Source organism: Streptomyces sp. Root1304 (assembly GCF_001426405.1).
Taxonomy (GTDB): Bacteria; Actinomycetota; Actinomycetes; order Streptomycetales; family Streptomycetaceae; genus Streptomyces.
On sequence record NZ_LMEP01000005.1, the window covers coordinates 156720 to 178096 of the forward strand.

Genomic DNA, 21377 nt, shown 5'->3' on the forward strand with positions numbered 1-21377 from the left:
CGTAGGTGTCGATGATGATCTTCCGGCCGGTGAGCCCGGCGTCACCCATCGGGCCGCCGACCTCGAAACGCCCGGTCGGGTTCACCAGCAGCCGGTAGTCGTCGGTGTCGATCTTGATGCCCGACTCCAGGAGGGCCCGGATCTCCGGCTCGACGACGAACTCCCGTATGTCCGGGGCGAGCAGGGAGTCCAGGTCGATGTCGCTCGCGTGCTGGGAGGAGACGACGACCGTGTCCAGACGCGCGGCGCGCTCCCCGTCGTACTCCAGGGTGACCTGCGTCTTGCCGTCCGGGCGGAGGTAGGGGACGCGGCCGTTCCTGCGGACGGCGGTCAGCCGCTGGGAGAGGCCGTGGGCGAGGCGGATCGGCAGCGGCATCAGCTCGGGCGTCTCGTCGGTCGCGTAGCCGAACATCAGGCCCTGGTCGCCGGCGCCGCCGGTGTCCACGCCCTGGGCGATGTCCGGGGACTGGGTGCCGAGGGACACCGAGACGCCGCAGGAGGCGCCGTCGAAGCCCTTCTGGGAGGAGTCGTAGCCGATGTCGAGGATCTTCTCGCGCACCAGCTGGGCGATCGGCGCGTACGCGGTGGTGGTGACCTCGCCGGCCACGTGCACCAGGCCGGTCGTGATCAGGGTCTCGACGGCGACCCGGGAGGCGGGGTCCTCGCGCAGCAGCGCGTCGAGGATCGTGTCGCTGATCTGGTCGGCGATCTTGTCGGGATGGCCCTCGGTCACGGACTCCGAGGTGAACAGACGACGGGACGACATGGCGGGGGCCTCTCCTTGCCGGGGTGACGGGCGGGGTCTTGCCGAGGTGGTGGGAAGCGGGGGCGTGCCGAGCCGGTGGGGCGGTCCGGGCACCGCGCCGCCCCCTGGGGCGGGGGAGGCGCGGTGCCCGTGGAGCGTTCGGCCGGTTCTCTCGGTGGAGCGCCCGGTCAGCTCTCCGGGTGGTGGACGGCGAACACCGTGAACGCGTGCGGGTCCGGCTTGCCCAGCGCGGCGGCCCTGTCCCGGTAGACCTGGACGTCCGGGTCGGCCATGGTCGACTTGATGTCGGCCTTGCTGCGCCACTGCGCGTAGTAGACGAGACGCTTGCCGTCGAGGCTCGTCATGATGTTGACCGAGATGCAGCCCGGACGGTGCCGGATGAACTTTTCCGCGCCCTCGCTGAGGACCTCGGCCAGCTCCTGCTGCTTCTCGGGCTCCACTTCGAAGACGTTGATCATCGCGAAGGTGCCGTCGTCGGTGCGGATGACGGTTTCTGACATGGTGTCGAATGCCTTTCCTCGGTGATCCCGGGCGGGATCAGATCTGTGGGGTCGTCCAGGCGCGGGCCACCTCGACCGCCTGCGGCGGGTTGAGACGGGGGTCGCAGTGGGACGCGGGGGCGGGCCGGCCGTCGTCGCGGGCGGCCTCGGCGTCGAGTTCGGCCGGGTCTCCCCAGACGCACTCGGCGACGTCGAACGGGGTGGTCTCCAGGTGGAGGCCGGCGGGCGTGCCGCCGCCCTCGGCCACCACCTCCAGGAAGGCGCGGACCTCCTCGACCACCGTGCGGACCGACCGGACCTTGACGCCGGACGGGGACTTGACGGTGTTGCCGTGCATCGGGTCGCACAGCCACGCCACCCGGTGCCCCGCCTCGCGCACCGCGGCGACCAGCGGTGGCAGCGCCGCGCGGACGGCCCCCGCGCCCATCCGCGAGATCAGGGTGAGCCGGCCGGGCTCGCGCAGCGGGTCGAGCCGGGCGCACAGGGCGATCAGCTCCTCCGGCCGGGTCGTCGGGCCGACCTTGCACGCGACCGGGTTGGTCACCTGCGCCAGCATCCGGACGTGCGGTCCGTCCGCGTGGCGGGTGCGCTCGCCGATCCAGGGCAGGTGCGTGGAGGCCAGCAGGATGTGGCCGGCGGCGGTACGGCGCAGCAGGGGCAACTCGTAGTCGAGGACGAGCGCTTCGTGGCTGGTCCACACCGGGGCGCCGGTGGGCAGTGCCCAGTCGCTGGTCCGCTGGCGCAGATAGGTGACGGCGCGGTGGGCGGCGTGGTAGCACTCCAGCATGCGGCTGGGGTCGGGGCGGCGGGCCTCCTCGGTCGGCTCGGGTCTGTTCACCAAGTGCCCCCGGTAGACGGGGAGTACCACGCCGTCGACCAGCTCGGTGTTCGCGCTGCGCGGCTTCGCGAACTGGCCGGCGATCCGGCCGATGCGCACCACCGGCCGGCCGGTGGCCGCCACCATCACTCCGGCCAGGGCGTCGAGCAGTCCCGCCTTGCGCATCACCGCCGACGGCTCGCACTCGGCCGGGTCCTCGGCGCAGTCACCCGCCTGGATCACCAGGTAGTGGCCGGTGGCGGCCTCGGCGAGCAGGGTCCGCAGCAGGCGGACCTCCTCCCAGGTCACCAGCCCCGGCAGGCGCGCCAGTTCGGAGCGGACGGCCGCGACGCGGACGGGGTCGTCCCAGTCGGGCTGCTGCTCGGCCGCGCCGAGATCGCGCGGGAAGTCCTCGTCCAGATCGTCGAGGGCGACCTCGACGGCGTGGGAGTGCAGCGGGTATCCGGTGCCGGGTGTCGACGGCGGATACGGCGATCCGGTGGCCGGCATCAGAACGGCGACTCGCCGGACGGCAGCCGCCGGGCCAGTGTCAGGCCGTCGGCGACCGGCAGCATGACCAGCTCGACGCGGTCGTCCTTGCGGGCGTACTCGTTGAACGCGTGGACCGCGGCGGCCTTCTCGCCGGGGAACTCGTCGACCACCTGACCGCTGAAGAGCGTGTTGTCGACCAGGATCAGCGCGCCGGGGCGCATCCGGGGGACCAGCTCCTCCCAGTAGTCGATGTAGCCGGGCTTGTCGGCGTCGATGAAGGCGAGATCGAGGTACGGCTCCGAGGGCAGCAGGCGCAGGGTCTCCGCGGCCGGGCCGATCCGCAGCTCGATGCGGTCGGCGACCCCGTCGCGCTCCCAGAACTCCTGGGCCACCGAGGCCCATTCGGCGTTGACGTCGAAGGTGACCAGGGACCCGCCCGGGGGGAGCCCGCGGGCCAGACAGAGCGAGGAGGAGCCGGTGAAGGTGCCGACCTCGACGATCCGGCGGGCGCCGAGGAGCCGGACCAGGAAGGTCAGCAGGGCGGCCTCCTCGGGGGCGACCACCATGTGGGCCTGGTCGGGGACCGCCGCCCGGGTGCGCTCCGCGAGTTCCATCAGGAGCGGGTCGGGGGTCATCCGGCCCTGGGTGAGCAGATAGTCGTGCAGTTCGGGGGTGAGGGCGATGTTCCTGAGCGTGTCGTTCCGCAGCACGGAGGTACTCCCGGTGGTCGCAGGGGATGGGGTGCGCAGGAGGGCGGAGGGTGTTCGGGCGGTGCTCCGGCTGATGCGCGGGGCGGTGCTTCGGTGGAAGCGAGTGCCGTACGCGGGCCGGTCGTTCGGGTGGCCTGTGTCAGCCGGTCGTCGGTCTCGCGGTGTCCTGGGCGGCCGCCGGCCAGGCCCGGTAGGCGCGGCGCACCGCCTGCGCCGAGCGGGGAAGGTCCGCGGTGGCCTCGCGCTGGTCACCGGCGCAGTGCAGTTCGAAGCGGCGCCGGAGCGCGGGGTGCCGTTCGTCGCGGACGAAGTACAGGACGGTCGATCCGGCGGGGCCCCCCTCGTGCGGGTTGTGGCCGCCGCCCTCCCACAGCAGTCCGGCCTCGTCCTGCCAGGCGGTGACCAGCCGGCGCAGGACCGGCGCGGAGGGACGGCCGACGACGTACGCGGTGTGGTTCTCGAAGCCGGCCGTGGTCTCGACCGCCTCGATCCGCTCGCCGAACGCCGCGCTGTCGCGGGGGAAGAGGAAGACCTCGACCGCCGCGTGCCGTCGTCCGTCGGGCAACTCCAGACGCAGCCGGGTGATGTGGATCTCGCACTGTGCGGGGTCGAGCCCGTGGCGCTCGGCGAGCCGGCCGCGTACGACCGTGCTCGGCACCGTCGGCAGGGGTGCGAGGCCGCGTTCCCGGAGGTGGCGCAGCCCCTCCGCGAGGGTGGTGGGGAACAGCAGGACGGCGCAGTGGTCGAACACGCACTCCCGCTCGGTCAGTGCCGCCGCCTCGCCGTGCGGGGCGAGCGGCGAGAGAAGGACGGACGCCGGTGCGGCGGCGGCGAATCGTGCGTCACGGATCGCCTCGTCCAGGCGGTGCAGGTCGGTCGTGGAGAACGCGCCGTCCACGACCCCGGATATCGCTCCGGGGGAACGGGATTTGCCGGCGGTGGTGCCTGAGGGGTGAGCGAAGGCCATCGATTCCTCCTGCCTCGGGGACGTCGGAATTCTGTGGCGATCTCCGGTTGCCGGGCAAGGGGGATCCGGTCGGGCCGGGCCGATTTCGGGGTCCCGGACGCCTCTTCCTCGTTCTTCACCCCCTTTGACCAGGGCAAACGCGGCTGTCCGCCCTTGTCGATGGCCCGCATCGGTGCGGCCGATGGGTGTCCGTGATGCCTGTGCCGACAGTTCGGGAAACGGAACTCCATATTTCTGTATTGATGTTTCCCGTCGTTCCCGTGACCGCTGATTCCAGGCCCTCGGGCCATTTCGGCGGACTTTCCCCCTTCGGCCCAGCCGATGACCGCCATCGGCGGAGCCGAAGAGAGGGGAAGCGGCACCCCGGTAAAGTGCCGAAGAATCGGCTCTATTGCTTTTCTTTATCGCGCTGGACCGCCCCGGCCCCATCAGAATTTCTTATCGGGTCGTCCTGGACGATCCATGGGTGAGCCGCACAGAATCCGTGTCGCAAGGCAGTGCCAGTTTCGTTCTGCCCGCAATCGGAGGTTTCCTCGTGTTCACCGACGCACTGGAACGAGCCGCCGCACGTCGCCCCCGTCCCGCGATCTGGGACGGCGGCGGATGGCGGACCTGGCGCGACTGTCTGCGCCAGGCGGAACACACCGCCGGCGCCCTGCACCGGCACGGCCTCACGGCCGGCGACGTCCTCGCGACCCGGCTGCCCAACTCCTGGGAACTGGTGGTGCTCCACGCGGCCACCGCCCGGCTCGGCATCGTGCTGCTGCCCCTGCATTCCGCTTACGGCCTCCACGAGGCGCAGACCCTGATCGAGCAGTCCTGCGCGGTCGCCCTGGTCACCCGTGCCTCCCACCGGGGCCACGACCGCCTGGAGGAGACCCGCGCCCTGCGCGAGCGGTGCGCCTCGCTGCGGCACGTGTGGGTGTCCCCGGACGGGGCGGCCGGCGACACCGGCGGACTGCCCGAGCTGGCGGAACTCTTCGGGGGAGGGCCCGCCGACAGCGCGGACCCCACCACGGAGCCGTACGACAGCCCCGGCCCGACCGCCGCCACCCCAGCGGAGCCGTACGACAGCCCCCTCGCCCTACCGCCCCCGCCGAGCGACCCGCGGACCCCGCTGGTGCTGCTCGCCTCCTCCGGGACGACCTCCCGGCGCCCGAAGCTCTGCGTGCACAGCCACGGCGGGCTCCTCGGCAACGCCGCCGCCGTCGCGGCGGACGGCGCCCTCGGCGCCCATGACACCGTCGTCTCCGCGAGCCCGCTCAGCCACGCCTTCGGGCTGCTCTCGGTCCATCTCGCGCTGGTCACCGGCGGGGCCGTCGGACTGTTCGACGGCTGGGAGCCCCGGAGGTTCGCCGAGACCCTGGAGGCGACCGGCGCCACGGCCGCCTTCGCCGTACCGGCCCAGCTCCGCGACCTGCTGTCCCTGATCGAGGAGGACGGGACCGCCCCCAGGCCCGCCCTGCGCGAGGTGCGGACGGGCGGCGCGCCCGTTCCCCGCGAACTCGCCGAGCGGGTACGGCGGAACCTCGCCTCCCGGATCATCGTGCAGTGGGGGATGACGGAGGTGGGCGCCGGTACGTACACCCGCCCCGAAGACCCGCCCGAGGCGGCGTTCGGCATCGGCCGGCCGGCCTTCGGATCCCAGGTGCGGGTGCTCAATTGGGAGGGCGAGCCGGCCGTGCCCGGCGAGACCGGCGAGCTGCAGTTCCGCAGCCCCTACATGTTCTCCGCGTACTACCGGGCGCCCGAGCAGAGCAGGGACGCCCTCACCGACGACGGCTGGCTGCGCTCCGGCGATCTGGCCGCGCTCGAAGCGGACGGCTCGGTCGTCTACCGGGGCCGCGCCGACGAACTGATCAACCGGGGAGGGCTCAAGTTCAGCGCGCTGGAGGTGGAGGAACTCCTCGACGACCTGCCGCAGCTCGCCCAGCACGCGGTCATCGGCCGTCCCGATCCCCGGCTCGGCCAGCGCTCCTGTCTGATCGCCGCCCTGCGGGAGGGCACCCGGCTGACCCTTGAGGAGGTCACCGGTCACCTCGCCGCCAAGGGGCTGGCCCCGTACAAACTTCCCGAACAGCTGGTCGTCGTCCCACGACTGCCGACGACCGTCACCGGCAAGACGGCCCGCGCCCGTCTGACGGCGATCCCGCTGCCACCGCTCCCGGCGCATCCGCCCGGGCGGCGACGGGCGACGGCACCGGCGGCCACGCCATCGGCGCCAGCACCGGCACGCGACGGATCCCACGCGCCGGACCCGACACCGTGAGCGGCCCCCGCCGGCCGTCGTCAGCCGCCCAGGTGCTTGCGCAGGACGACCTGCAGCCCGTTCAGGTTCGGATTGGCCGAATTCCGGTCCAGCCACGTCATCGTGACCGAGGTGTGCAGATCCACGTCGTCGACCTCGACGATCGCGACCTCGCCCCGGTCGGCCTGGGCGCGCACCGCGAGGTACGGAAGGAGCGCGCAGCCCATGCCGGCGGCCACGCACGCGCCCAGCGCGCCGATGCTCGCGACCTCCGCGACCGGCTCCTTGGCGACCCGGCCCGTGAAGGCGTTGTCGTACATCTCCCGGAAGCCGCAGCCGCGTCCGGTGGCGAGGAAGGGCTCCGCCACGAGCTCCGCGAGGTGGGCCCGGCCGCGCGCGGCCAGCGGATGGCCGGGGGGCGCGATGACGACCAGCGGCTCCTCGGTCAGCGTCTCGGCCCGCAGCCCGGCGTCCGCCGGCGGATCGCCGAAGGTCAGACAGATGTCCAGGTCGCCCCGGCGCACCGCCTTGTACAGCTCGCCCCGGTTGTCCTGCGCGATTCGCACCCGGGACTCCGGATACAGCGAGCGGTAGCGCGAGAGCACCTCGGGCAGGACGTGCAGACAGACCGTCTCCAGCGCCCCGACCGACACGTCGGAGCCGGGCCGGGCCACCGCCCAGCGCGCCTCCTCCAGCAGACTGAGGATGCGATCGGTGTACTCCGACAGGGCCACGCCCTGCGGTGTCAGGCGCACCCGGCGCTGGGAGCGGTCGAGCAGCTCGACTCCCAGCTCGCGTTCCAGCGCCTGGATCTGGTCGCTGACGCTGGACTGGGCGTAGTGAAGTTCCTTGGCGGCCTGGGTGACGCTGAGCGTCCTGGCAACCGTTTCGAACGTCCGGAGATGGCGTAACTCCATGACTTCGGGCCCCCTCGATGACTGATCGGCTGAGCCGATGCTACCCATAGCTCATTCCCGTCGTCACCAGCGGCAATTCGCCTTTCCGGTCCGGTTGAATGGTTTCTGACGCCCTCCGGCCCCCGTATCGCCCTTCGTATGCGGCGGCTGTCGAGTGAATCCGAAACACCCGAAACAAAGGAGAAATCATGTCGACGCAGGCGGAACCTCAGCGGGCTTCCGTCGCACCGGCACGAACCGACAAGCCCTCGCGGACCCTGCTGATCGGCCTCTCGCTCGGCTACTTCATGGTTCTGCTGGACATGACGATCGTCTCGGTGGCGCTCCCCGCCATCTCCAGTGACCTCCACATCGGACTGAGCGGTCTGCAGTGGGTCACCAACGGCTACACGATCACGTTCGCCGCGTTACTGCTCACCGCCGGCTGGCTCTCCGACCGCTACGGCGGCCGCCGGGTCTTCCTCTGGGGCCTCGTCGCCTTCGGGCTGCTCTCCGGGGTCACCGCCGCCGCGAGCACCCTGGGCGCCATGGTGGCCCTGCGGCTCGCCCTCGGCGTCGCCGGAGCGCTGCTGCTGCCCTCCTCGCTCGCCGTCATCACCAACGCCTATACGGAGCCCGCCGACCGCGCCCGCGCCGTCGGCAACTGGGCGGCGATCACCGGCGCGGCCCTCGCCGCCGGTCCGCTCGTCGGCGGTCTGCTCACCGACACCGTCGGCTGGCGCGCGATCTTCCTCATCAACGTGCCGCTGGCCGCGGTGAGTTACGTCATCGCCGTGCGCCTCGCCCCCGAGACCGCCCGCAAGCAGCGCAGCGGCCTCGACGTCACCGGCCAGCTCAGCGCCGTGATCGCCCTCGGCGCCCTGTCGTACGCGCTGATCGAGGGGCCGGGCAAGGGCTGGGGCACCGGTCCGGTGCTGGTCGCCCTGGTGCTCGCGGCCGTCGGAGCCGTCGTGTTCGTCACCGCCGAAAAGCGGGCCGGGGACGCGGCGATGCTGCCGCTGCGGATGTTCCGCAGCCGTGGCTTCTCCGCCGCGCTCGGCTCCGGTCTGCTCGCCAACTTCGGTCTGTCCGGGCTGCTGTTCACCCTGTCGCTGTACTTCCAGGAGAGCCGCGGCTACTCGTCCCTCGCCGCCGGCCTGGCCTTCCTGCCGCTGACCCTGCCCACCGCCTTCAACCCCATCTACACCGGACGCCTGGTCGGACGGATCGGCCCGCGCCGCCCCGCCACCACCGGGTTCCTCCTCATGGGCTTCGGCGCGCTGCTCCAGGCGCCGTTCACCGACAACTCGGCGCTCGCCCTGGGGGCCACCGTGGTGGGCCTGCTCGCCTTCGGCTTCGGCGTCTCCTTCGCACTGCCCGCGCTCGTCGCCGGCATGGCGAGTTCCGTACCGACCGATCTGGCGGGCATCGGCGCGGGCGCGCTCAACTCCGCCCGCCAGGTGGGCGCTTCGCTCGGAGTCGCCGTCCTCGGCGTGATCCTCAACCTGTCCGCGACCAACGCCGACGGCACCCAGTGGGCGCTCGTCGTCGCCGGTCTGACGCTGCTGCTCGGCGCGCTGATCGCCGTGACGGGACTCAAGGGGCGCACCGCGAGCTGAACCGATGTCGACCCCGCGCCGTGCAGCGACCTGCTGACCTGCCGATCTGCCGACATGCCGGCCCCCGGCATTCCGCACACACAGGAGGAGCATTGGCAACCGCATCACCGCCCGGCCGCCCCCAGGCGGCTCCGCCGGGCCCGCGCGTCGACGGGGTCGACCATCTCGCCTTCGTCACCTGGCGGCCCCGCGCCACCGTCGAGTTCTACACGCAGGTGCTGGAGATGCCCCTGGTGCACGCGATCACCGCGACGGGCTGGGTCACCGAGGACTACCCGGACTTCGTGCACTTCTTCTTCGACATGGGGGCGGGCAACCGCCTCGCGTTCTTCTACTACTTCGGCCTGCCGGAGGAGGACGCCCCCAGCGACCTCATGCACCGCTCCCGGCACCTCGCCTTCCACGTCGACACGGAGGAGGAACTCCTCGACTGGCGGGACCGGCTGAAGGCCCGGGGCGTACGGGTCACCCGGCCCCTCGCCCACGAACTCATCGAGTCGATCTACTTCGACGACCCCAACGGCATCCAGCTGGAGATCACCCGCCCGCTGCGGGTGATGTCCGGGATCGACTCGCGCGACGCCGAGCTGACGGTCCTGGCCCTCGCCGACGTCGCCGAGTCCCCCCGGCCCTCCGTGGAGGCGCTGTGGCAGCGGAAGGCAGAGCTGATCCGCAAGGCCGCGGAAGGAGACGTACGGTGACGCTCGCGTTGTACGTGCTCGACGTACCGGAGTTCGAACCCGTCGTCCGCACCGCCGAGGCGGCCGGCATGACGGCCCGCCGCACCGGCGACTACGTGGAACTGAGCACCGCGGAGGACGAGATCGTGCTCCACCGCGACGAGACGGTGATCCGCACCGCCCTCTGGCACGCGAGCCTCACCGGCGGTCTCGACGGCCGCATCGTCCGCTTCACCTCCGACACGCTCCACCTCGCCAAGGAGTCGGCATGAGCGCGAGCACCCACCCGGTCCTGATCGCGGGCGCCGGCCCGGCCGGCCTCGCCGCCGCCCTGGCCCTGCGCGCCGCGGGCCTGCCCGCCGTCGTCCTGGAGCGCCGCACCGAGGAGTCGGTACGGCCCGGCAGCCGCGCCGCGTATCTGCACGGTGCCTCGCTGCGCGAGCTGGAGCGGCTCAGCCCGGGACTCGGCCACGAGGTGGCCGGCCGCGGGATCATGTGGGCGACCAAGCGCTCGTACTGGGGCGGCAAGGAGATATACGCGCGCACCTACCCGCCGGTCGGCCGCGCCGGCCTCCCGCCCTTCACCAGCCTGCCGCAGGTGATCACCGAGGACCTGATGGCGGCGGCCTGCCGCCGGCAGGGGGTGGAGTTCCACCGGGGCGTCGAGGTGACGTCGGCCCGGTCGACGCCGGACGGCGTCCTGCTCACGGACTCCACCGGCCGCGAGTGGAGCGCCGACTACGTCATCGCCGCCGACGGCTCCCGTTCGGCGCTGCGTTCGGCGATCGGCAGCCCGCTGGAGGGGCCGCGCTCGCAGAACACCTTCGTCGTCGTCGACCTCGACGACGACCCCGAACACCACCCCATGCCCATCGAGCGGGTCTTCCACTACCGGCACCCCGGAGTCGGCGGCCGCAACGTCCTGACCGTGCCCTTCGCGGGCGGCTGGCGGGTGGACCTCAACCTCCTGGTGAACGACGACCCCGCGCGGTACGTCTCGCCGGAGGGCCTGCGCCACTGGATCCCGCGCATCCTGCCGGAGGCGTACGGCGAGCGGGTCCGCTGGGTCTCGACGTACCGCTTCGCCCAGCAGGTCGCGGCCCACTTCACCGACACCCACCGGCGGGTGCTGCTGACCGGTGAGGCGGCGCATCTGTTCGCGCCGTTCGGGGCGCGCGGGATGAACTCCAGCATCCCCGACGCGGTACGGGCCGTGGAGGCCGTCGCGCAGGCCCTGGAGGCGGGGCGCGACGCACGGGCGGCCGGGGCCGCGGTCACGCGCTTCGCGGAGGAGCGCAAGGAGGCGGCGACGTACAACCGCGCCTGCGCCAGCGCCGCCCTGGAACACATGCTGGCCCGTCACCCGGCGCTGTGGCTGCGCCAGCGCGCGGCCGCGGCGGTCGCCGACGCGGGCCGCCGCGCGGGCGAGTGGCTGGACTCGGCCCCGTACGGCCCGAAGCTGGCCGCCAAGGGAGCGGCCCGGGGCTCGTACTGACCTCTTCCACCGCCCCCGTACACCTCCGACGGCGGCCCGGACGCGACCGGTTACATCCCCCGGACCGGTGGCGGGGCCGTCGTCGGAGGTCATTTCGCGGGGTGCTCCTCCCGGGGCTCCGGGGCCGCCTGTCAGGGTGCTCCCCGGCCGCCTCTCCGGGTCCTCCCGGGTTCGCTCCTCAGGGTGCCGACACCGGGGCGCCCTTGAGGAGGGCGCGGGCGGCGGCCCGTGCGGCGTCCACGACCGGTTCGCGGGCGGTGGGCGAGAAGGCCAGGTACACCGGAAGCGGTTCCGGGGCCGGTCCCAGGAGTCCGGGCGGCGCGGGTCTCAGCTCGGGGTGGTTGTGGTGGGCGCGCTCCTCCAGGGCCGTGTACGCCAGACCGGCCTGGACGGACGCCCGGATGGCCAGCGGGTCGGTGGACCAGGGAACGGAGTGCCAGGCCACGTCGTGTGCGGCGAGGGTCTCGACGATGTGCAGGCCCAGGGCCGACTGGCCGCCGTGCAGGGCGATGGGGATCCGGTCGTCCGAGGTGACGGGGACGTGGCCGAACCACGCGAGGCGCAGCCGCCCCAGCATCTCGGAACGCTCGGTGTGGGTGCCGAGCAGCAGGGCCGCTTCGAGGTCCCCCTCGGTGAGGCGGTCGACGAGGGACGCGCTGAGGCCGGTGACCACGGCGCAGGTCAGATGGGGCCGGTCCACGGCCAGTTGCGAGAGCATCACGCGTAATCGGTCGGCGAAGTGGATCGAGCAGCCCATGCTGAACGTGTCCAGGCTGCGGATGGCGGTCAGCTTGGAGAGCACGTCGTTGTTGAGCGCGACGACGCGACGGGCGTGTGTCACGAGTTCGCGGCCGGCGGGGGTCAGTCGCAACGGTCGCTTGGCGCGCTGGAACAAGGGCGCCTGGATGATGGATTCGAGACGCTGGATCTGCTGGCTGACGGTCGGCTGGGTCACGTGGAGCGACTGTGCGGCACGGGAGAATCCGTCCGCGTCGACGACGGCCAGCAGAGTGCGCAGGAGTTTGATTTCGATATCACGTTGCAGCGGATTCTCCCCCTGATCAACCCACATAACGAACTGATATACGAAAGCATTCCTACCCGATCGCCCGGATGTGCGCCTCGGGGCCTCATGAGGCATGGGCGCACATGTTGGGTTTTGTCTCCGAAACTTTGCCCGTTCATCGGACTCGCTTGAGAATCCAAGGGGTTGAGGGGCCGGGCGGGGGCTTTCGGCGGGTGCGGGAGGGTGACGGTCCGCTTCGCGCCGACGGGTGGCGTCGTTGTCACGTCTGCCAGGCGACTCCTCGACGGAAGGCAGAAGATGACGACACGCAGAAGGCTGCTCGGCGGCGCGGCCGCGACCGGCGCCGCGGTCACGCTCGGTGGCGCCCCGGCGGCCCCGGCAGCCCCGGCAGCCCCGGCGGCCCCGGCGGTGGGGGCGCCGAGCGGGGCCCGAGACGCGATCGTCGCGCTCAACGGCGGCATGCGCGCCCACTACGCCGGGCTCAAGTCCGGTCTGATCGCCCGTCTGAGCCCCGTTCTCGTCGTCCAGAACGACGCAAAGGGGGGACGGTTCACCCTCGTGCACGAGGGCGCGCGCGAATCGCTGCACCCCGCCGGGGAGGTGTTTGAGCTGGCGAAGTCGATCAGCCATGTGCCGCTCGGCGTCTTCGCGATCGTCGCGCCGTATCTGGGCGGCCGGGTCCCCCATGTCCCCAACGGCTTCCGCATCGATCCGCACGACCTCGGGATGGTCGCCTCCGGGGGGACCGGGCCCCGTGGCTGGATCACTCCGCTCCAGGAGTACGCCGGTCTGCTGACCGCCGCCCGCGGGCGGCTCGGCGAGGCGGGCCTGCCGCCGGAGATGGCGGGCGCGTCCGCGCGGGTGCTGGACGGGGCGCTCGGGTTCATCGCGGAGTCCCTGAGGTCCGGCTCCGTGGGCATCGCGTCCTTCGAGGACTTCTCCGCCGGTGTGTACGCGGGCATCCGCACCAACATGGCGTACGCGGCCGAGGCGCAGATCGCGGGCGTGGAGGGCGTCATGCGGAGGTGGCGGGCCGAGATCGGCGAGCGGGCGTGGCGGGACCTGTACGCCGTCGTGCTGTCCCAGTGGGCCACGTCCGTACGGAACCAGAACACGATCATCATCAGGCGCTGTATGAATCCGGCCACGGTGGCGACCCGTCTGATCGACCTTCCGGCCGCCGAGCCGCCCGCGGACCCGGTCTTCGTGGCCCTGGACAACCTCGCCCGGATCGTGCAGGACAACATCGCCGCCGAGCTGGTCTTCCCCTCGGACCGGGCGGCCGCGGACGCGCTCAAGGGCCCGCAGGATCTGCTCGCCGACGAGATCCTGCACCAGCTCGGCGCGTCGGCCGCCGACGGGACGGCGTACTCCGCCCCCGCCGGGGCCGGTGACGCCTGCCCCTTCTCCCGGCGGGAGGGTGCGCGGGGCTGACCGGTCGAAGTCGCCTGCTCCCCGGGCTGTCACGCCTCCGGGGCGGCGTCCGGCCCCCGGGCTGTCACGCCTCCGGGGCGGCGTCCGGCCCCCGGGCTGTCACGCCTCCGGGGTGGCGACCGGCCGACCCGGTGCGCGCGTCGGCCGGTCGAGGTCCGGGGTGCTCGGGGGTGTCCCCGTGAGGGTGGCGAGCAGCGTCTGGGCGAGGACGGTCGCCGCCTCGATCCGGGTGTCCTCCCGCTCGTCGCCGGTGACCCTGTCGATCACCGCGTCCCGTACGGCGGGGGAGATGCCGGAGCCGCCGAACAGACCGGGGTACGACAGCGCCATCATGCACACGCCCACGTTGGCGGAGAGGACGGCCTGTCCGGCGAGTTCGGGGGGCATCCGCAGCCGTCCCGCGTCGCGGCAGCGCTCCAGGGCCTTGAGGAGGAGCGCCTGGGCCTCCTTGACGGCCTCCGGCTTGGCGTCGCTCGTCGGCGTGAACATCAGCCGGTAGAGGTGCGGGTTGCGGAGGGCGAACGCGACGTGGCTGTTCCACGCCGTCCGCAGGTCCTCGACCGGGTCGTCGGTGAGGGGGTTGCGCCGCTTGTCGGCGAGGAAGCGCTCGAAGCCGATGTCGGCGACGGCGGTCAACAGCCCCTGCTTGTCGCCGAACTGGCGGTAGATCTCGGGCATGCCGACCTTCGCCCGGTCGCAGATGGCGCGGGTCGAGATCGCCGACGCGTCCTTGGTGGCGAGAAGTTCCTCGGTGGCTTCCAGGATGCGCTCTCGTGCCGTCGACATGCCTTCACGGTATCAGCGCTAACAGTCCGGACCTGGGCGAATCCGCCCCGAGGGCGGGCGGACCAGGGCGCCGCCCGCTCTCCGCGTTATCGACGCTAACGAACTGTGTTAGCGTTGCAAACAACCCCCGTGTCCCGCCACGAAAGGAACGGCCATGACCGCCTCCACCACCCTCCGCGATGTGATCGGCCTGCCCCAGGAGCTGCCGCGCCTCGCCGACGCGACCCTGATCCTCATCGACTTCCAGAACACCTACCGCACCGGCGTCATGCGCCTCGACGGTGCCGAGAAGGCCCTCGCCGCCGGAGCGCGCCTGCTCGCCGCCGCCCGCGCCGCCGGCACTCCGGTCGTGCACGTCGTCAACGACGGCGGCGAGGGCACCCCGTACGACATCCGGGCCGAGATCGGCGCGATCAGCGACGAGGTCGCCCCCGTCGAGGGCGAGAAGGTCGTCGTCAAGCAGTTCCCGAACGCCTTCCACGCCACCGACCTCGAAGAGACCCTCAAGGACCTCGGCGCGGGCGGCGACCTCGTCATCGCCGGGTTCATGACGCACATGTGCGTCCTCTTCACCGCGCAGGGCGCCTTCAACCTCGGCTACCGCCCGACCGTGGTCGCCGAGGCCACCGCGACCCGCTCCCTGGAGGCCCCGGACGGCACCGTCGTCGCCTCGGACGTGCTCCACACGGCCGGACTGACCACCGTCGCCGACCTGTTCGGCACGGTGGCCCGTACGGTCGACGAACTGGTGGCCGCCACCCCGGCCGGCTGACCGCCGGTCACCGTCCGCGCCCCCGGGAGTTCACCCGAGGTGTACCGGAAGACCGCCTGATGATCGGTTACGGGTCGCCCGCCTCGGCGGTAATGGCGGTCGGCCCGTGACGGTTCCAGCTCCGGGCGTTCCCGTTCCGTGCGCCCCTTGGAGGACGTGTGCCCCCCGCCGCCGAGACCCTGCTCGACGAGGTCGACGGCGAGGAGGGCACGGGCGGCCCGCCCCGGGCCCGCGGCCCCCGCCGGGCCCTGCGCTCCCCGGCGCTCGCGGGGCCGCTCTCCGCCGCCCTGCTCACCGCCGTCCTGCTCTGCCTCGCCACCCGGCTCTCCCGTACGTACCCCTTCGGGCCGGTGACCAGGAACATCGTCGACCTCGGCCAGCAGTACCTGCCGTTCCACGCGTACTGGCGCTCGTTCCTCCTCGGCGAGACCCACGGCGACGCCTTCCTCAACTGGAACTCCGGCTTCGGCTCCAACTTCCTCGGGGACATCGGCACCTATCTGAGCAGCCCCTTCGACCTGCTCGTCGTGCTCTTCCCGGCGGACCGGATCGAACTCGCCCTGTACGTCGTCACCGCCGCCAAGATCACCGCCGCCGGCGCCGCGATGGCGCTGCTGCTCCTGCGGCTGCGCCCCGGCCCGTGGCCGGTCGCCGCCGTGCTGGGCACCGCGTACGCGCTCTCCGGCTGGACCTTCAACTACGGCGCCACCGTCCCGATGTGGCTCGACGGCCTCGTCGCCTTCCCGCTGCTCTGCCTGGTCGGCGAGTGGGCCCGCACCGGACGACGCCCCGTCCTCGGGCCGCTGGTCGTCGCCCTCGCCTGGACCGCCAACTTCTACACGGCGTACATGGCGACGCTCGGCGCCGCCGTCTTCCTCGTCGTACGGCTCCTCACGGCCGAGGAGAGCGCCACCGCCCGGCAGCGCCTCATCGGCGCGCTGCGCGCCGCGCGCGGAGTCCTCATCGGCATCGGGCTCGCCGCACCCCTCGTCGTGGTGATCTTCCTCGCGACGAAGGTCGCCGACCCCACCCCCGCGACCACCTTCGCGCCGGCGGCCTGGACGGACGTCCTCGCCCGGTTCCTGCCGGCCACCGCGAGCGTCGCGAGCCCCGCCCTCTTCATCGGCACCCCCGCACTCGCCCTCGCCCTCACCCTGCCTTTCAACCGGTCCGTCGCCCCGCGCGTCCGGGCCGGCTGGACGGCTGCGGTCGTCCTGGTCACGCTCTCCCTCCAGTGGGAGCCGACGCATCTCGTCTGGCACGCCGGGGCGTCGCCCAACGGCATTCCGTACCGCCAGACCTTCGTCCTGTGCGGGCTGCTGCTCGTCGCCGCCTGGTTCTCGGGCGCCGGGGGCGTGCCGCGACCCGTCGCACTCCTCGGGGGCGGCGCGCTGCTCGGGATGCTGGCCTGGGCGGCCCGGGGGAGCGTGGACATCGACCCGTGGACCTTCCCCGCCTTCGGCACGGCCGCCGCGCCGGCCCTCGCCGCCGTCCTGCTCGCGCTGCCGGGCGCACGCCGGGCCGCGGCCCGGGCGACGGACCCCACGCGTCCGGAGTCCGCCGCGAGTACCTCCGTACGGTGGCGCACCGCGCGCGTACTGCCCGTTCTCGCCCTCGCGCTGCTCGTCGCCGCCCAGGCGGGCGAGGCCGTCGTCACCGGCAAGCGGATCGAGGAGCAACAGCGCGACAAGGTCTCCTGGTCGCCCAGGATCGGCCCCTGGCACACGGCCGTCGCCGAGGAGGTGGCCCGCGCGGACGCCTGGCCCCGCCACCGGACCGACCCCGGCGAGGTCCCCGGCGGCAACGACGTCCTGCTCGTCGGGGGGCAGGGCCCCGACTACTACAGCAGCCTCACCGCCGACGTGACCTCCCGCACCCTGGCCTCCCTCGGCTTCGGCTACTACGCCAAGGGCCGGCACCCGGTCACCCTCGACAACCCCGTGACGGACGCGCTGTTCTCCATCGGCACCCGGATCCGCTCGACGCCGGACGGGCCGCTGCGCCAGGACCGGGCGCCCCGTGCCGCGGTGTCCGTCGCCACCACCCCCGTACCGCCGCTCGTCACCGTACGGCCCTCGGCCCGCCCGCCCGCCGCCTCCGGGGACTCGGCCTTCGCCGTCCAGGAACGCCTGCTCGGTGCCTCCGTGTACGAGCTGCCGCCCGTCGCCCGCACCGGACGGACCCTCACCGCCCGGTGCCCGGCGGGCTCCCGGGCCTGGTTCTGGGCGCCCGAGTACAAGGGCTCGGCGACCCTCGCGGGGGAGCGGCCCGTGGACTTCGAGGGCAAGCCGCCCTCCGTCCGCGCGCCGATGCGGGCCCTCGGCGCCGTCCCGGCGTCCGGAGAGGTGCGGATCGCCCTGGAACCCGAGGGCAGGCCGCGGCTGCCGCGCCAGCCCGTCGGCTGCCTGGTGCCGGACCGGCTCGACACCGCCGTACGCGGGCTGACCGACACCGGCGCCACCCGGGTGCGCGCCACCGGGCACACCGTCACCGCCGAACTGCCCCCGGGCAGCACCGGCACCGCCGTGCTCGCCGTGCCCCGCATCTCGGGCTGGAGCTGCGCCGCCGGTGACGCGGAACCCCGCCCCGCGCGCGCGTACGGCGGGCTCGTCGCCGTCCCGCTCGACGGGCGGGCGAGCACGGTCACCTGCTCCTTCCGGCCCCCGGGCCTCCGTCTCGGCGGCGCGGTCGGCGCGGCCGCCCTGCTCGCCCTCCTCGTGACGGGGGTCCTGCACCGGCGGACCCGCCGGTGAACCGACTTCCCCACGGCCTTTCCACGGAGGACGACAAGAGTTCACCCGGAGTGCACGCTCGGATCGTTCGCCCGGAAAAGTGGAGCGTTAACCTGCCCGCCGTAGCGGCGTTTAACTATTCGATTCAGTTGGGGATCCCGAGTGCCGAAACTGTCCGTCGTCGTACCGTTCCACAATGTCGGGGCATACGCTCCCGACACCCTGCGCAGTCTCGCGAACAACGCGGATCCGGAATTCGAATTCCTGCTGATCGACGACTGCTCGACGGACGACACCCCGGAAACCCTCGACCGCTGGCGCGACCGTCTTCCGAATTCCACCGTCATCCGGCACGAGAAGAACAGCGGCGTCGCCCAGGCGCGTAACACCGGGATCGACGCCGCACGCGGCGACTACATCACCTTCCTCGACGGCGACGACTGGTACGCACCCGGCCACCTCAGCGCCACCGTCGCCGGAATCGACCGCCTGGGCTGCGATTTCGCCCGGACCGACCACGTCCTCTCGGAAGGCAGGAAGCGGCAGATCCGCTACGCCCCCGCCAAGCGCCGCGACACCGTCATGGACCCCAGGGACGGAATCTCGCCCGCCAGCATGGTGACGATGGTGGACTATCCGTTCGTCCCCTTCGGTATCTACAGCGCCCGGCTCTTCGAGAACGGCGCCTCGCGTTTCGAGACCTCCCTCAGAACGGCCGAGGACCGCCTCTGGATCTGGCGGCTCCACCTCAAGGCCCGTACCTTCGCGGCCCTTTCCCTGCACGGCGTCTTCTACCGGCGCGGTGTCACGACCTCGCTCACCCAGATCACCGACAACCGGCAGCTCGACTTCATTCCGTCGTACGACCTCCTGCTCGACGACGTGTCCCGGGACGCGGAGGCGGACCGGTTCCTCCCGAAAGCGGTCCGCACGTACTGCGCGATGATCGCCTTCCACATGGGCAAGGTCGAGAAGTACGAGCCCGCCGTCGCCAAGCGGCTCCGCGCCGACGTCGGCGACGCGCTGCACCGGATGCCGCAGCAGGTCCTCGACGAGACCCTGGCCACCATGGACACCCCCCGCAGCACCCTCCTCCGGAGCCTGCGCGACACCGGAAGGACCGCCTGACCCATGGCCCCCGCCCCCGCCGCCCCGGCCGTCCCCGACCACCGGCCGGTCCAGATCTTCCAGGTCTCCACCCTGTACGGCGCCGCCACCCTCGCCGCCGCGCTCGACGCCGGACGGTTCGGCCCCCGGGAGGACGCCCGCAGGCTCCTGCTGATCTCGCGCAACGCCGAGATCCCGGAGACCGCGCTGCGCCTGGAGACCATGACCGGCTACGAGCGGATCGCCGCCCGCTTCGACGGCACCCTCGACTGGAACGAGACGATCCACCCGTACCACCCCGCCGCCTGGGCCCCCCGCCCCGAGGAGGCACCGCTCTGGCAGCGCGTCCTGCGCACCGCCTGGGGCCTCGGCGCCGCCCCGGTGGAGCTGATCGTGGAATCCATCCAGGTCAACCCCGCCAAGGCGCTCGCCGGCACCTTCCCCGAGAGCGCCCTGCACGTCTACGCGGACGGCCTCATGAGCTACGGCCCGACCCGCAACGACCTCGCGCAGTCGATCGCCTGCCGCATCCGGCGGGTCCTCCACCTCGACCTGGTGCCGGGGCTCCGGCCCCTCCTCCTGAGCGAGTACGGGGTGGAGCCCGAGCTCGTCCCCGACGACGCCTTCCGCGCGGTGCTCGCCGAGATCGCGGAGGCGGCGGCCGAGGACCCGGACATCGCGCGCGCGGCAGCCGCCGAGCCCACCGCCCTGCTGCTCGGCCAGTACCTCGCCGCCCTCGGCCTCCTCACCGCCGAGGAGGAGGAGGACCTGCACGTGCGGATGCTGCGCGGCGCCGTCGCCGACGGACACCGCTCGGTGGTCTTCAAGCCCCATCCGACCGCGCCCCCCAGCTACTCCCTGGCCCTCCAGGAGGAGGCGGACCGGTCCGGCGTACGGCTCACCGTCCTCGACGGGCCGCTGCTCGCCGAGACCTTCTACGAGCGGTGCGCGCCCCGGCTCGTCGTCGGGTGCTTCTCCACGGCGATGCTCACCGCCGCCGTGTACTACGACATCCCCGTCGCGCGCGTGGGCACGGCCGAGGTCCTCGAACGGCTCACCCCCTTCGAGAACAGCAACCGCATCCCCCTCACCGTCGTCGACCACCTCCTGCCCGACCTGGAGCGGGGCGAGGCGCCGAAGGTCCCGGGACCGGCACCGGACTCGCTCACGCCGCTGGTCCGCGCCGTCGGCTACTGCATGCGGCACAAGATCCATCCGGGCCTGCGCGAGGAGACCACCCGCTTCCTCGCCGCGCACCACGCGGAACCGGGCACGGCGCACCACTTCACCGCCGAACGCCTCGGCGAGCTGGGCCTGCCGGGCGGTGCGCCCGCCCCGGCCCGGGGCGGCGCGGCCTCCCGCCTCCGCAGGACGCTCGTCCGGTCACGACGGGGCTGAGCGGACCGGGGTGGACCGGCGCGGACCGGGGCGCAGGGACGGGCGGGCCGCGCCGGCCCGCCCGCGTCAACCGGAACGGCGTCACGTCAGCCCCGCCCGCGTCAACCGGTGAGGCCCCCGTCAGCCCGTACGTGTCACGGCGCGGCGGACCTGACGAGGCTGAAGACCGCCCCTTCCAGGTCCGTCACCAGGGCCAGCCGTCCCGCCCTCGCGTCGCACGGCGGGCGCAGCACCTGGCCGCCGAGTTCCGCGACGAGCCCGGCGCTTGCGTCCACGTCCGCGACCTCGAAGTACGTCATCCAGTGCGGGCCCCGGTCGCGCGGCAGCTCGTTGCCGACGCCGTGGAGGGAAGCCACCGGGTCCCCGCCCACCCGGAGTGTCGCGTAGTCGTCGTCGGCGGACTCGACCGGCTCCACCTCGTAGCCGAAGACCGACCGGTAGAACTTGCCGACCGATGACGACTCGTACGTCAGCAGCTCGTTCCACACCGGGGTCCCCGGCGGTCCGGCCGCCGCCGTGCCGTGGTGCGCCGCCGCCTCCCAGACGCCGAAGACCGCGCCGACGGGGTCGGAACAGATCGCCATCCGGCCGGCCTCGCCCGCGTCGAGCGGGCCCACCGCCACGGTGCCGCCGCAGCAGCGGATGCTCTCGGCGGTCTCGTCGGCGTCGGCGGTGGCCAGATACGGCGTCCAGGCGATCCGCAGGTGCCGGTCGGGCGGCAGCTGGCCGATGCCCGCCACCTCCCGGCCGTCGAGCAGCGCGCGCACGTACGGGCCGAGATGCTGTGGCCCGGGCACGAACTCCCAGCCGAAGAGCGCGTTGTAGAACTCCTGGGTGGCGTCAAGCCCGTGCACCATCAGGCTCACCCAACAGGGTGTGCCGGGTGTGCGCCGAGTCGCCTCGGTCATCGTGACTCTCTCCTCGGACCATC

Annotated in this window: 18 protein-coding genes and 1 pseudogene; 10 read left to right on the forward strand and 9 right to left on the reverse strand. The window is 72.8% G+C overall.

Annotated features, from left to right (window positions below; all coding sequences use genetic code 11):
* The 5 genes and pseudogenes from metK to ASD33_RS09570 form a co-directional block, all read right to left on the reverse strand.
* Positions 1 to 766, reverse strand: a pseudogene (metK, locus tag ASD33_RS09550) (methionine adenosyltransferase); the annotation flags it as partial.
* Between the two features lie 167 nt (positions 767 to 933).
* Positions 934 to 1266 carry an antibiotic biosynthesis monooxygenase family protein gene (locus ASD33_RS09555; RefSeq protein WP_056556545.1) on the reverse strand — a complete coding sequence of 111 codons (333 nt, stop codon included), beginning with the start codon at positions 1264 to 1266 and terminating at the stop codon, positions 934 to 936.
* Positions 1267 to 1303: 37 nt separating this feature from the next.
* Complete coding sequence (locus ASD33_RS09560; protein ID WP_079044670.1) at positions 1304 to 2593, reverse strand: 3-deoxy-7-phosphoheptulonate synthase; 1290 nt, start codon at positions 2591 to 2593, stop codon at positions 1304 to 1306.
* The gene (locus ASD33_RS09565; protein WP_056556547.1) at positions 2593 to 3285 is read right to left on the reverse strand and encodes an O-methyltransferase; all 693 of its coding nucleotides are present in this window, start codon (positions 3283 to 3285) and stop codon (positions 2593 to 2595) included. Before ASD33_RS09565 ends, ASD33_RS09560 begins: the two co-directional genes overlap by 1 nt.
* Positions 3286 to 3424: 139 nt before the next feature.
* Positions 3425 to 4252: a hypothetical protein gene (locus tag ASD33_RS09570; protein ID WP_157870016.1), complete on the reverse strand. Its 828-nt coding sequence runs from the start codon at positions 4250 to 4252 to the stop codon at positions 3425 to 3427.
* A 535-nt stretch (positions 4253 to 4787) separates the two neighbouring features.
* Here ASD33_RS09570 and ASD33_RS09575 point away from each other — a divergent pair.
* A complete protein-coding gene (locus ASD33_RS09575; protein WP_056556553.1) occupies positions 4788 to 6521 on the forward strand; it encodes a class I adenylate-forming enzyme family protein in 1734 nt (577 codons plus the stop codon).
* A 20-nt stretch (positions 6522 to 6541) separates the two neighbouring features.
* Here ASD33_RS09575 and ASD33_RS09580 read toward each other — a convergent pair whose 3' ends face one another.
* Positions 6542 to 7417, reverse strand: coding sequence for a LysR family transcriptional regulator (locus ASD33_RS09580; RefSeq protein ID WP_056556556.1), 876 nt, complete (start codon positions 7415 to 7417; stop codon positions 6542 to 6544).
* A 188-nt stretch (positions 7418 to 7605) separates the two neighbouring features.
* Between ASD33_RS09580 and ASD33_RS09585 the strand changes: the two genes are divergently transcribed.
* The 4 genes from ASD33_RS09585 to ASD33_RS09600 all read left to right on the forward strand — a co-directional run bounded on the left by ASD33_RS09585 (position 7606) and on the right by ASD33_RS09600 (position 11190).
* Positions 7606 to 9015, forward strand: coding sequence for an MFS transporter (locus ASD33_RS09585; protein ID WP_079044672.1), 1410 nt, complete (start codon positions 7606 to 7608; stop codon positions 9013 to 9015).
* Positions 9016 to 9107: 92 nt separating this feature from the next.
* Positions 9108 to 9716 (forward strand): VOC family protein, encoded by a 609-nt coding sequence (locus ASD33_RS09590; protein WP_056556559.1) that lies wholly within the window; start codon positions 9108 to 9110, stop codon positions 9714 to 9716.
* Positions 9713 to 9967, forward strand: coding sequence for a hypothetical protein (locus ASD33_RS09595; RefSeq protein WP_056556562.1), 255 nt, complete (start codon positions 9713 to 9715; stop codon positions 9965 to 9967). The genes ASD33_RS09590 and ASD33_RS09595 overlap by 4 nt, the downstream gene beginning before the upstream one ends.
* Entirely contained in the window at positions 9964 to 11190 is a 1227-nt protein-coding gene (locus tag ASD33_RS09600) for an FAD-dependent monooxygenase (protein ID WP_056556566.1), read from the forward strand. The genes ASD33_RS09595 and ASD33_RS09600 overlap by 4 nt, the downstream gene beginning before the upstream one ends.
* Before the next feature lie 178 nt (positions 11191 to 11368).
* On the opposite strand, the gene ASD33_RS09605 is transcribed toward ASD33_RS09600, so the two are convergent.
* Positions 11369 to 12331, reverse strand: a complete 963-nt coding sequence (locus tag ASD33_RS09605) for a LysR family transcriptional regulator (protein ID WP_079044673.1) — start codon at positions 12329 to 12331, stop codon at positions 11369 to 11371.
* A gap of 183 nt (positions 12332 to 12514) precedes the next feature.
* Here ASD33_RS09605 and ASD33_RS09610 point away from each other — a divergent pair, with 183 nt between their 5' ends.
* A complete protein-coding gene (locus ASD33_RS09610) occupies positions 12515 to 13651 on the forward strand; it encodes a hypothetical protein (RefSeq protein WP_056556571.1) in 1137 nt (378 codons plus the stop codon).
* Positions 13652 to 13750: 99 nt separating this feature from the next.
* Here ASD33_RS09610 and ASD33_RS09615 read toward each other — a convergent pair whose 3' ends face one another.
* Entirely contained in the window at positions 13751 to 14437 is a 687-nt protein-coding gene (locus ASD33_RS09615) for a TetR/AcrR family transcriptional regulator (RefSeq protein WP_056556574.1), read from the reverse strand.
* 154 nt (positions 14438 to 14591) lie between these two features.
* On the opposite strand from ASD33_RS09615, the gene ASD33_RS09620 reads away from it, so the two are divergent.
* The 4 genes from ASD33_RS09620 to ASD33_RS09635 all read left to right on the forward strand — a co-directional run bounded on the left by ASD33_RS09620 (position 14592) and on the right by ASD33_RS09635 (position 20446).
* Positions 14592 to 15209 carry an isochorismatase family protein gene (locus ASD33_RS09620; RefSeq protein WP_056556578.1) on the forward strand — a complete coding sequence of 206 codons (618 nt, stop codon included), beginning with the start codon at positions 14592 to 14594 and terminating at the stop codon, positions 15207 to 15209.
* Positions 15210 to 15367: 158 nt separating this feature from the next.
* Positions 15368 to 17962 carry a YfhO family protein gene (locus ASD33_RS09625; RefSeq protein WP_079044674.1) on the forward strand — a complete coding sequence of 865 codons (2595 nt, stop codon included), beginning with the start codon at positions 15368 to 15370 and terminating at the stop codon, positions 17960 to 17962.
* A 141-nt stretch (positions 17963 to 18103) separates the two neighbouring features.
* Positions 18104 to 19069 (forward strand): glycosyltransferase family 2 protein, encoded by a 966-nt coding sequence (locus ASD33_RS09630; RefSeq protein ID WP_056556581.1) that lies wholly within the window; start codon positions 18104 to 18106, stop codon positions 19067 to 19069.
* A 3-nt stretch (positions 19070 to 19072) separates the two neighbouring features.
* On the forward strand, positions 19073 to 20446 hold the full coding sequence (locus tag ASD33_RS09635; protein ID WP_056556585.1) for a polysialyltransferase family glycosyltransferase: 1374 nt from the start codon (positions 19073 to 19075) through the stop codon (positions 20444 to 20446).
* A 134-nt stretch (positions 20447 to 20580) separates the two neighbouring features.
* Here the strand turns inward: ASD33_RS09635 and ASD33_RS09640 are convergent, their stop codons facing one another.
* The gene (locus tag ASD33_RS09640) at positions 20581 to 21354 is read right to left on the reverse strand and encodes a VOC family protein (RefSeq protein WP_079044675.1); all 774 of its coding nucleotides are present in this window, start codon (positions 21352 to 21354) and stop codon (positions 20581 to 20583) included.
* Between the last annotated feature and the right edge of the window lie 23 nt (positions 21355 to 21377).

Coding starts and splice junctions, on each gene's coding strand:
- ASD33_RS09555 (WP_056556545.1), bottom strand. CDS start 1,266: ATGTCAGAAACCGTCATCCGCACCGACGACGGCACCTTCGCGATGATC.
- ASD33_RS09560 (WP_079044670.1), bottom strand. CDS start 2,593: ATGCCGGCCACCGGATCGCCGTATCCGCCGTCGACACCCGGCACCGGA.
- ASD33_RS09570 (WP_157870016.1), bottom strand. CDS start 4,252: ATGGCCTTCGCTCACCCCTCAGGCACCACCGCCGGCAAATCCCGTTCC.
- ASD33_RS09580 (WP_056556556.1), bottom strand. CDS start 7,417: ATGGAGTTACGCCATCTCCGGACGTTCGAAACGGTTGCCAGGACGCTC.
- ASD33_RS09585 (WP_079044672.1), top strand. CDS start 7,606: ATGTCGACGCAGGCGGAACCTCAGCGGGCTTCCGTCGCACCGGCACGA.
- ASD33_RS09600 (WP_056556566.1), top strand. CDS start 9,964: ATGAGCGCGAGCACCCACCCGGTCCTGATCGCGGGCGCCGGCCCGGCC.
- ASD33_RS09605 (WP_079044673.1), bottom strand. CDS start 12,331: ATGCCTCATGAGGCCCCGAGGCGCACATCCGGGCGATCGGGTAGGAAT.
- ASD33_RS09610 (WP_056556571.1), top strand. CDS start 12,515: ATGACGACACGCAGAAGGCTGCTCGGCGGCGCGGCCGCGACCGGCGCC.
- ASD33_RS09615 (WP_056556574.1), bottom strand. CDS start 14,437: ATGTCGACGGCACGAGAGCGCATCCTGGAAGCCACCGAGGAACTTCTC.
- ASD33_RS09620 (WP_056556578.1), top strand. CDS start 14,592: ATGACCGCCTCCACCACCCTCCGCGATGTGATCGGCCTGCCCCAGGAG.
- ASD33_RS09635 (WP_056556585.1), top strand. CDS start 19,073: ATGGCCCCCGCCCCCGCCGCCCCGGCCGTCCCCGACCACCGGCCGGTC.
- ASD33_RS09640 (WP_079044675.1), bottom strand. CDS start 21,354: ATGACCGAGGCGACTCGGCGCACACCCGGCACACCCTGTTGGGTGAGC.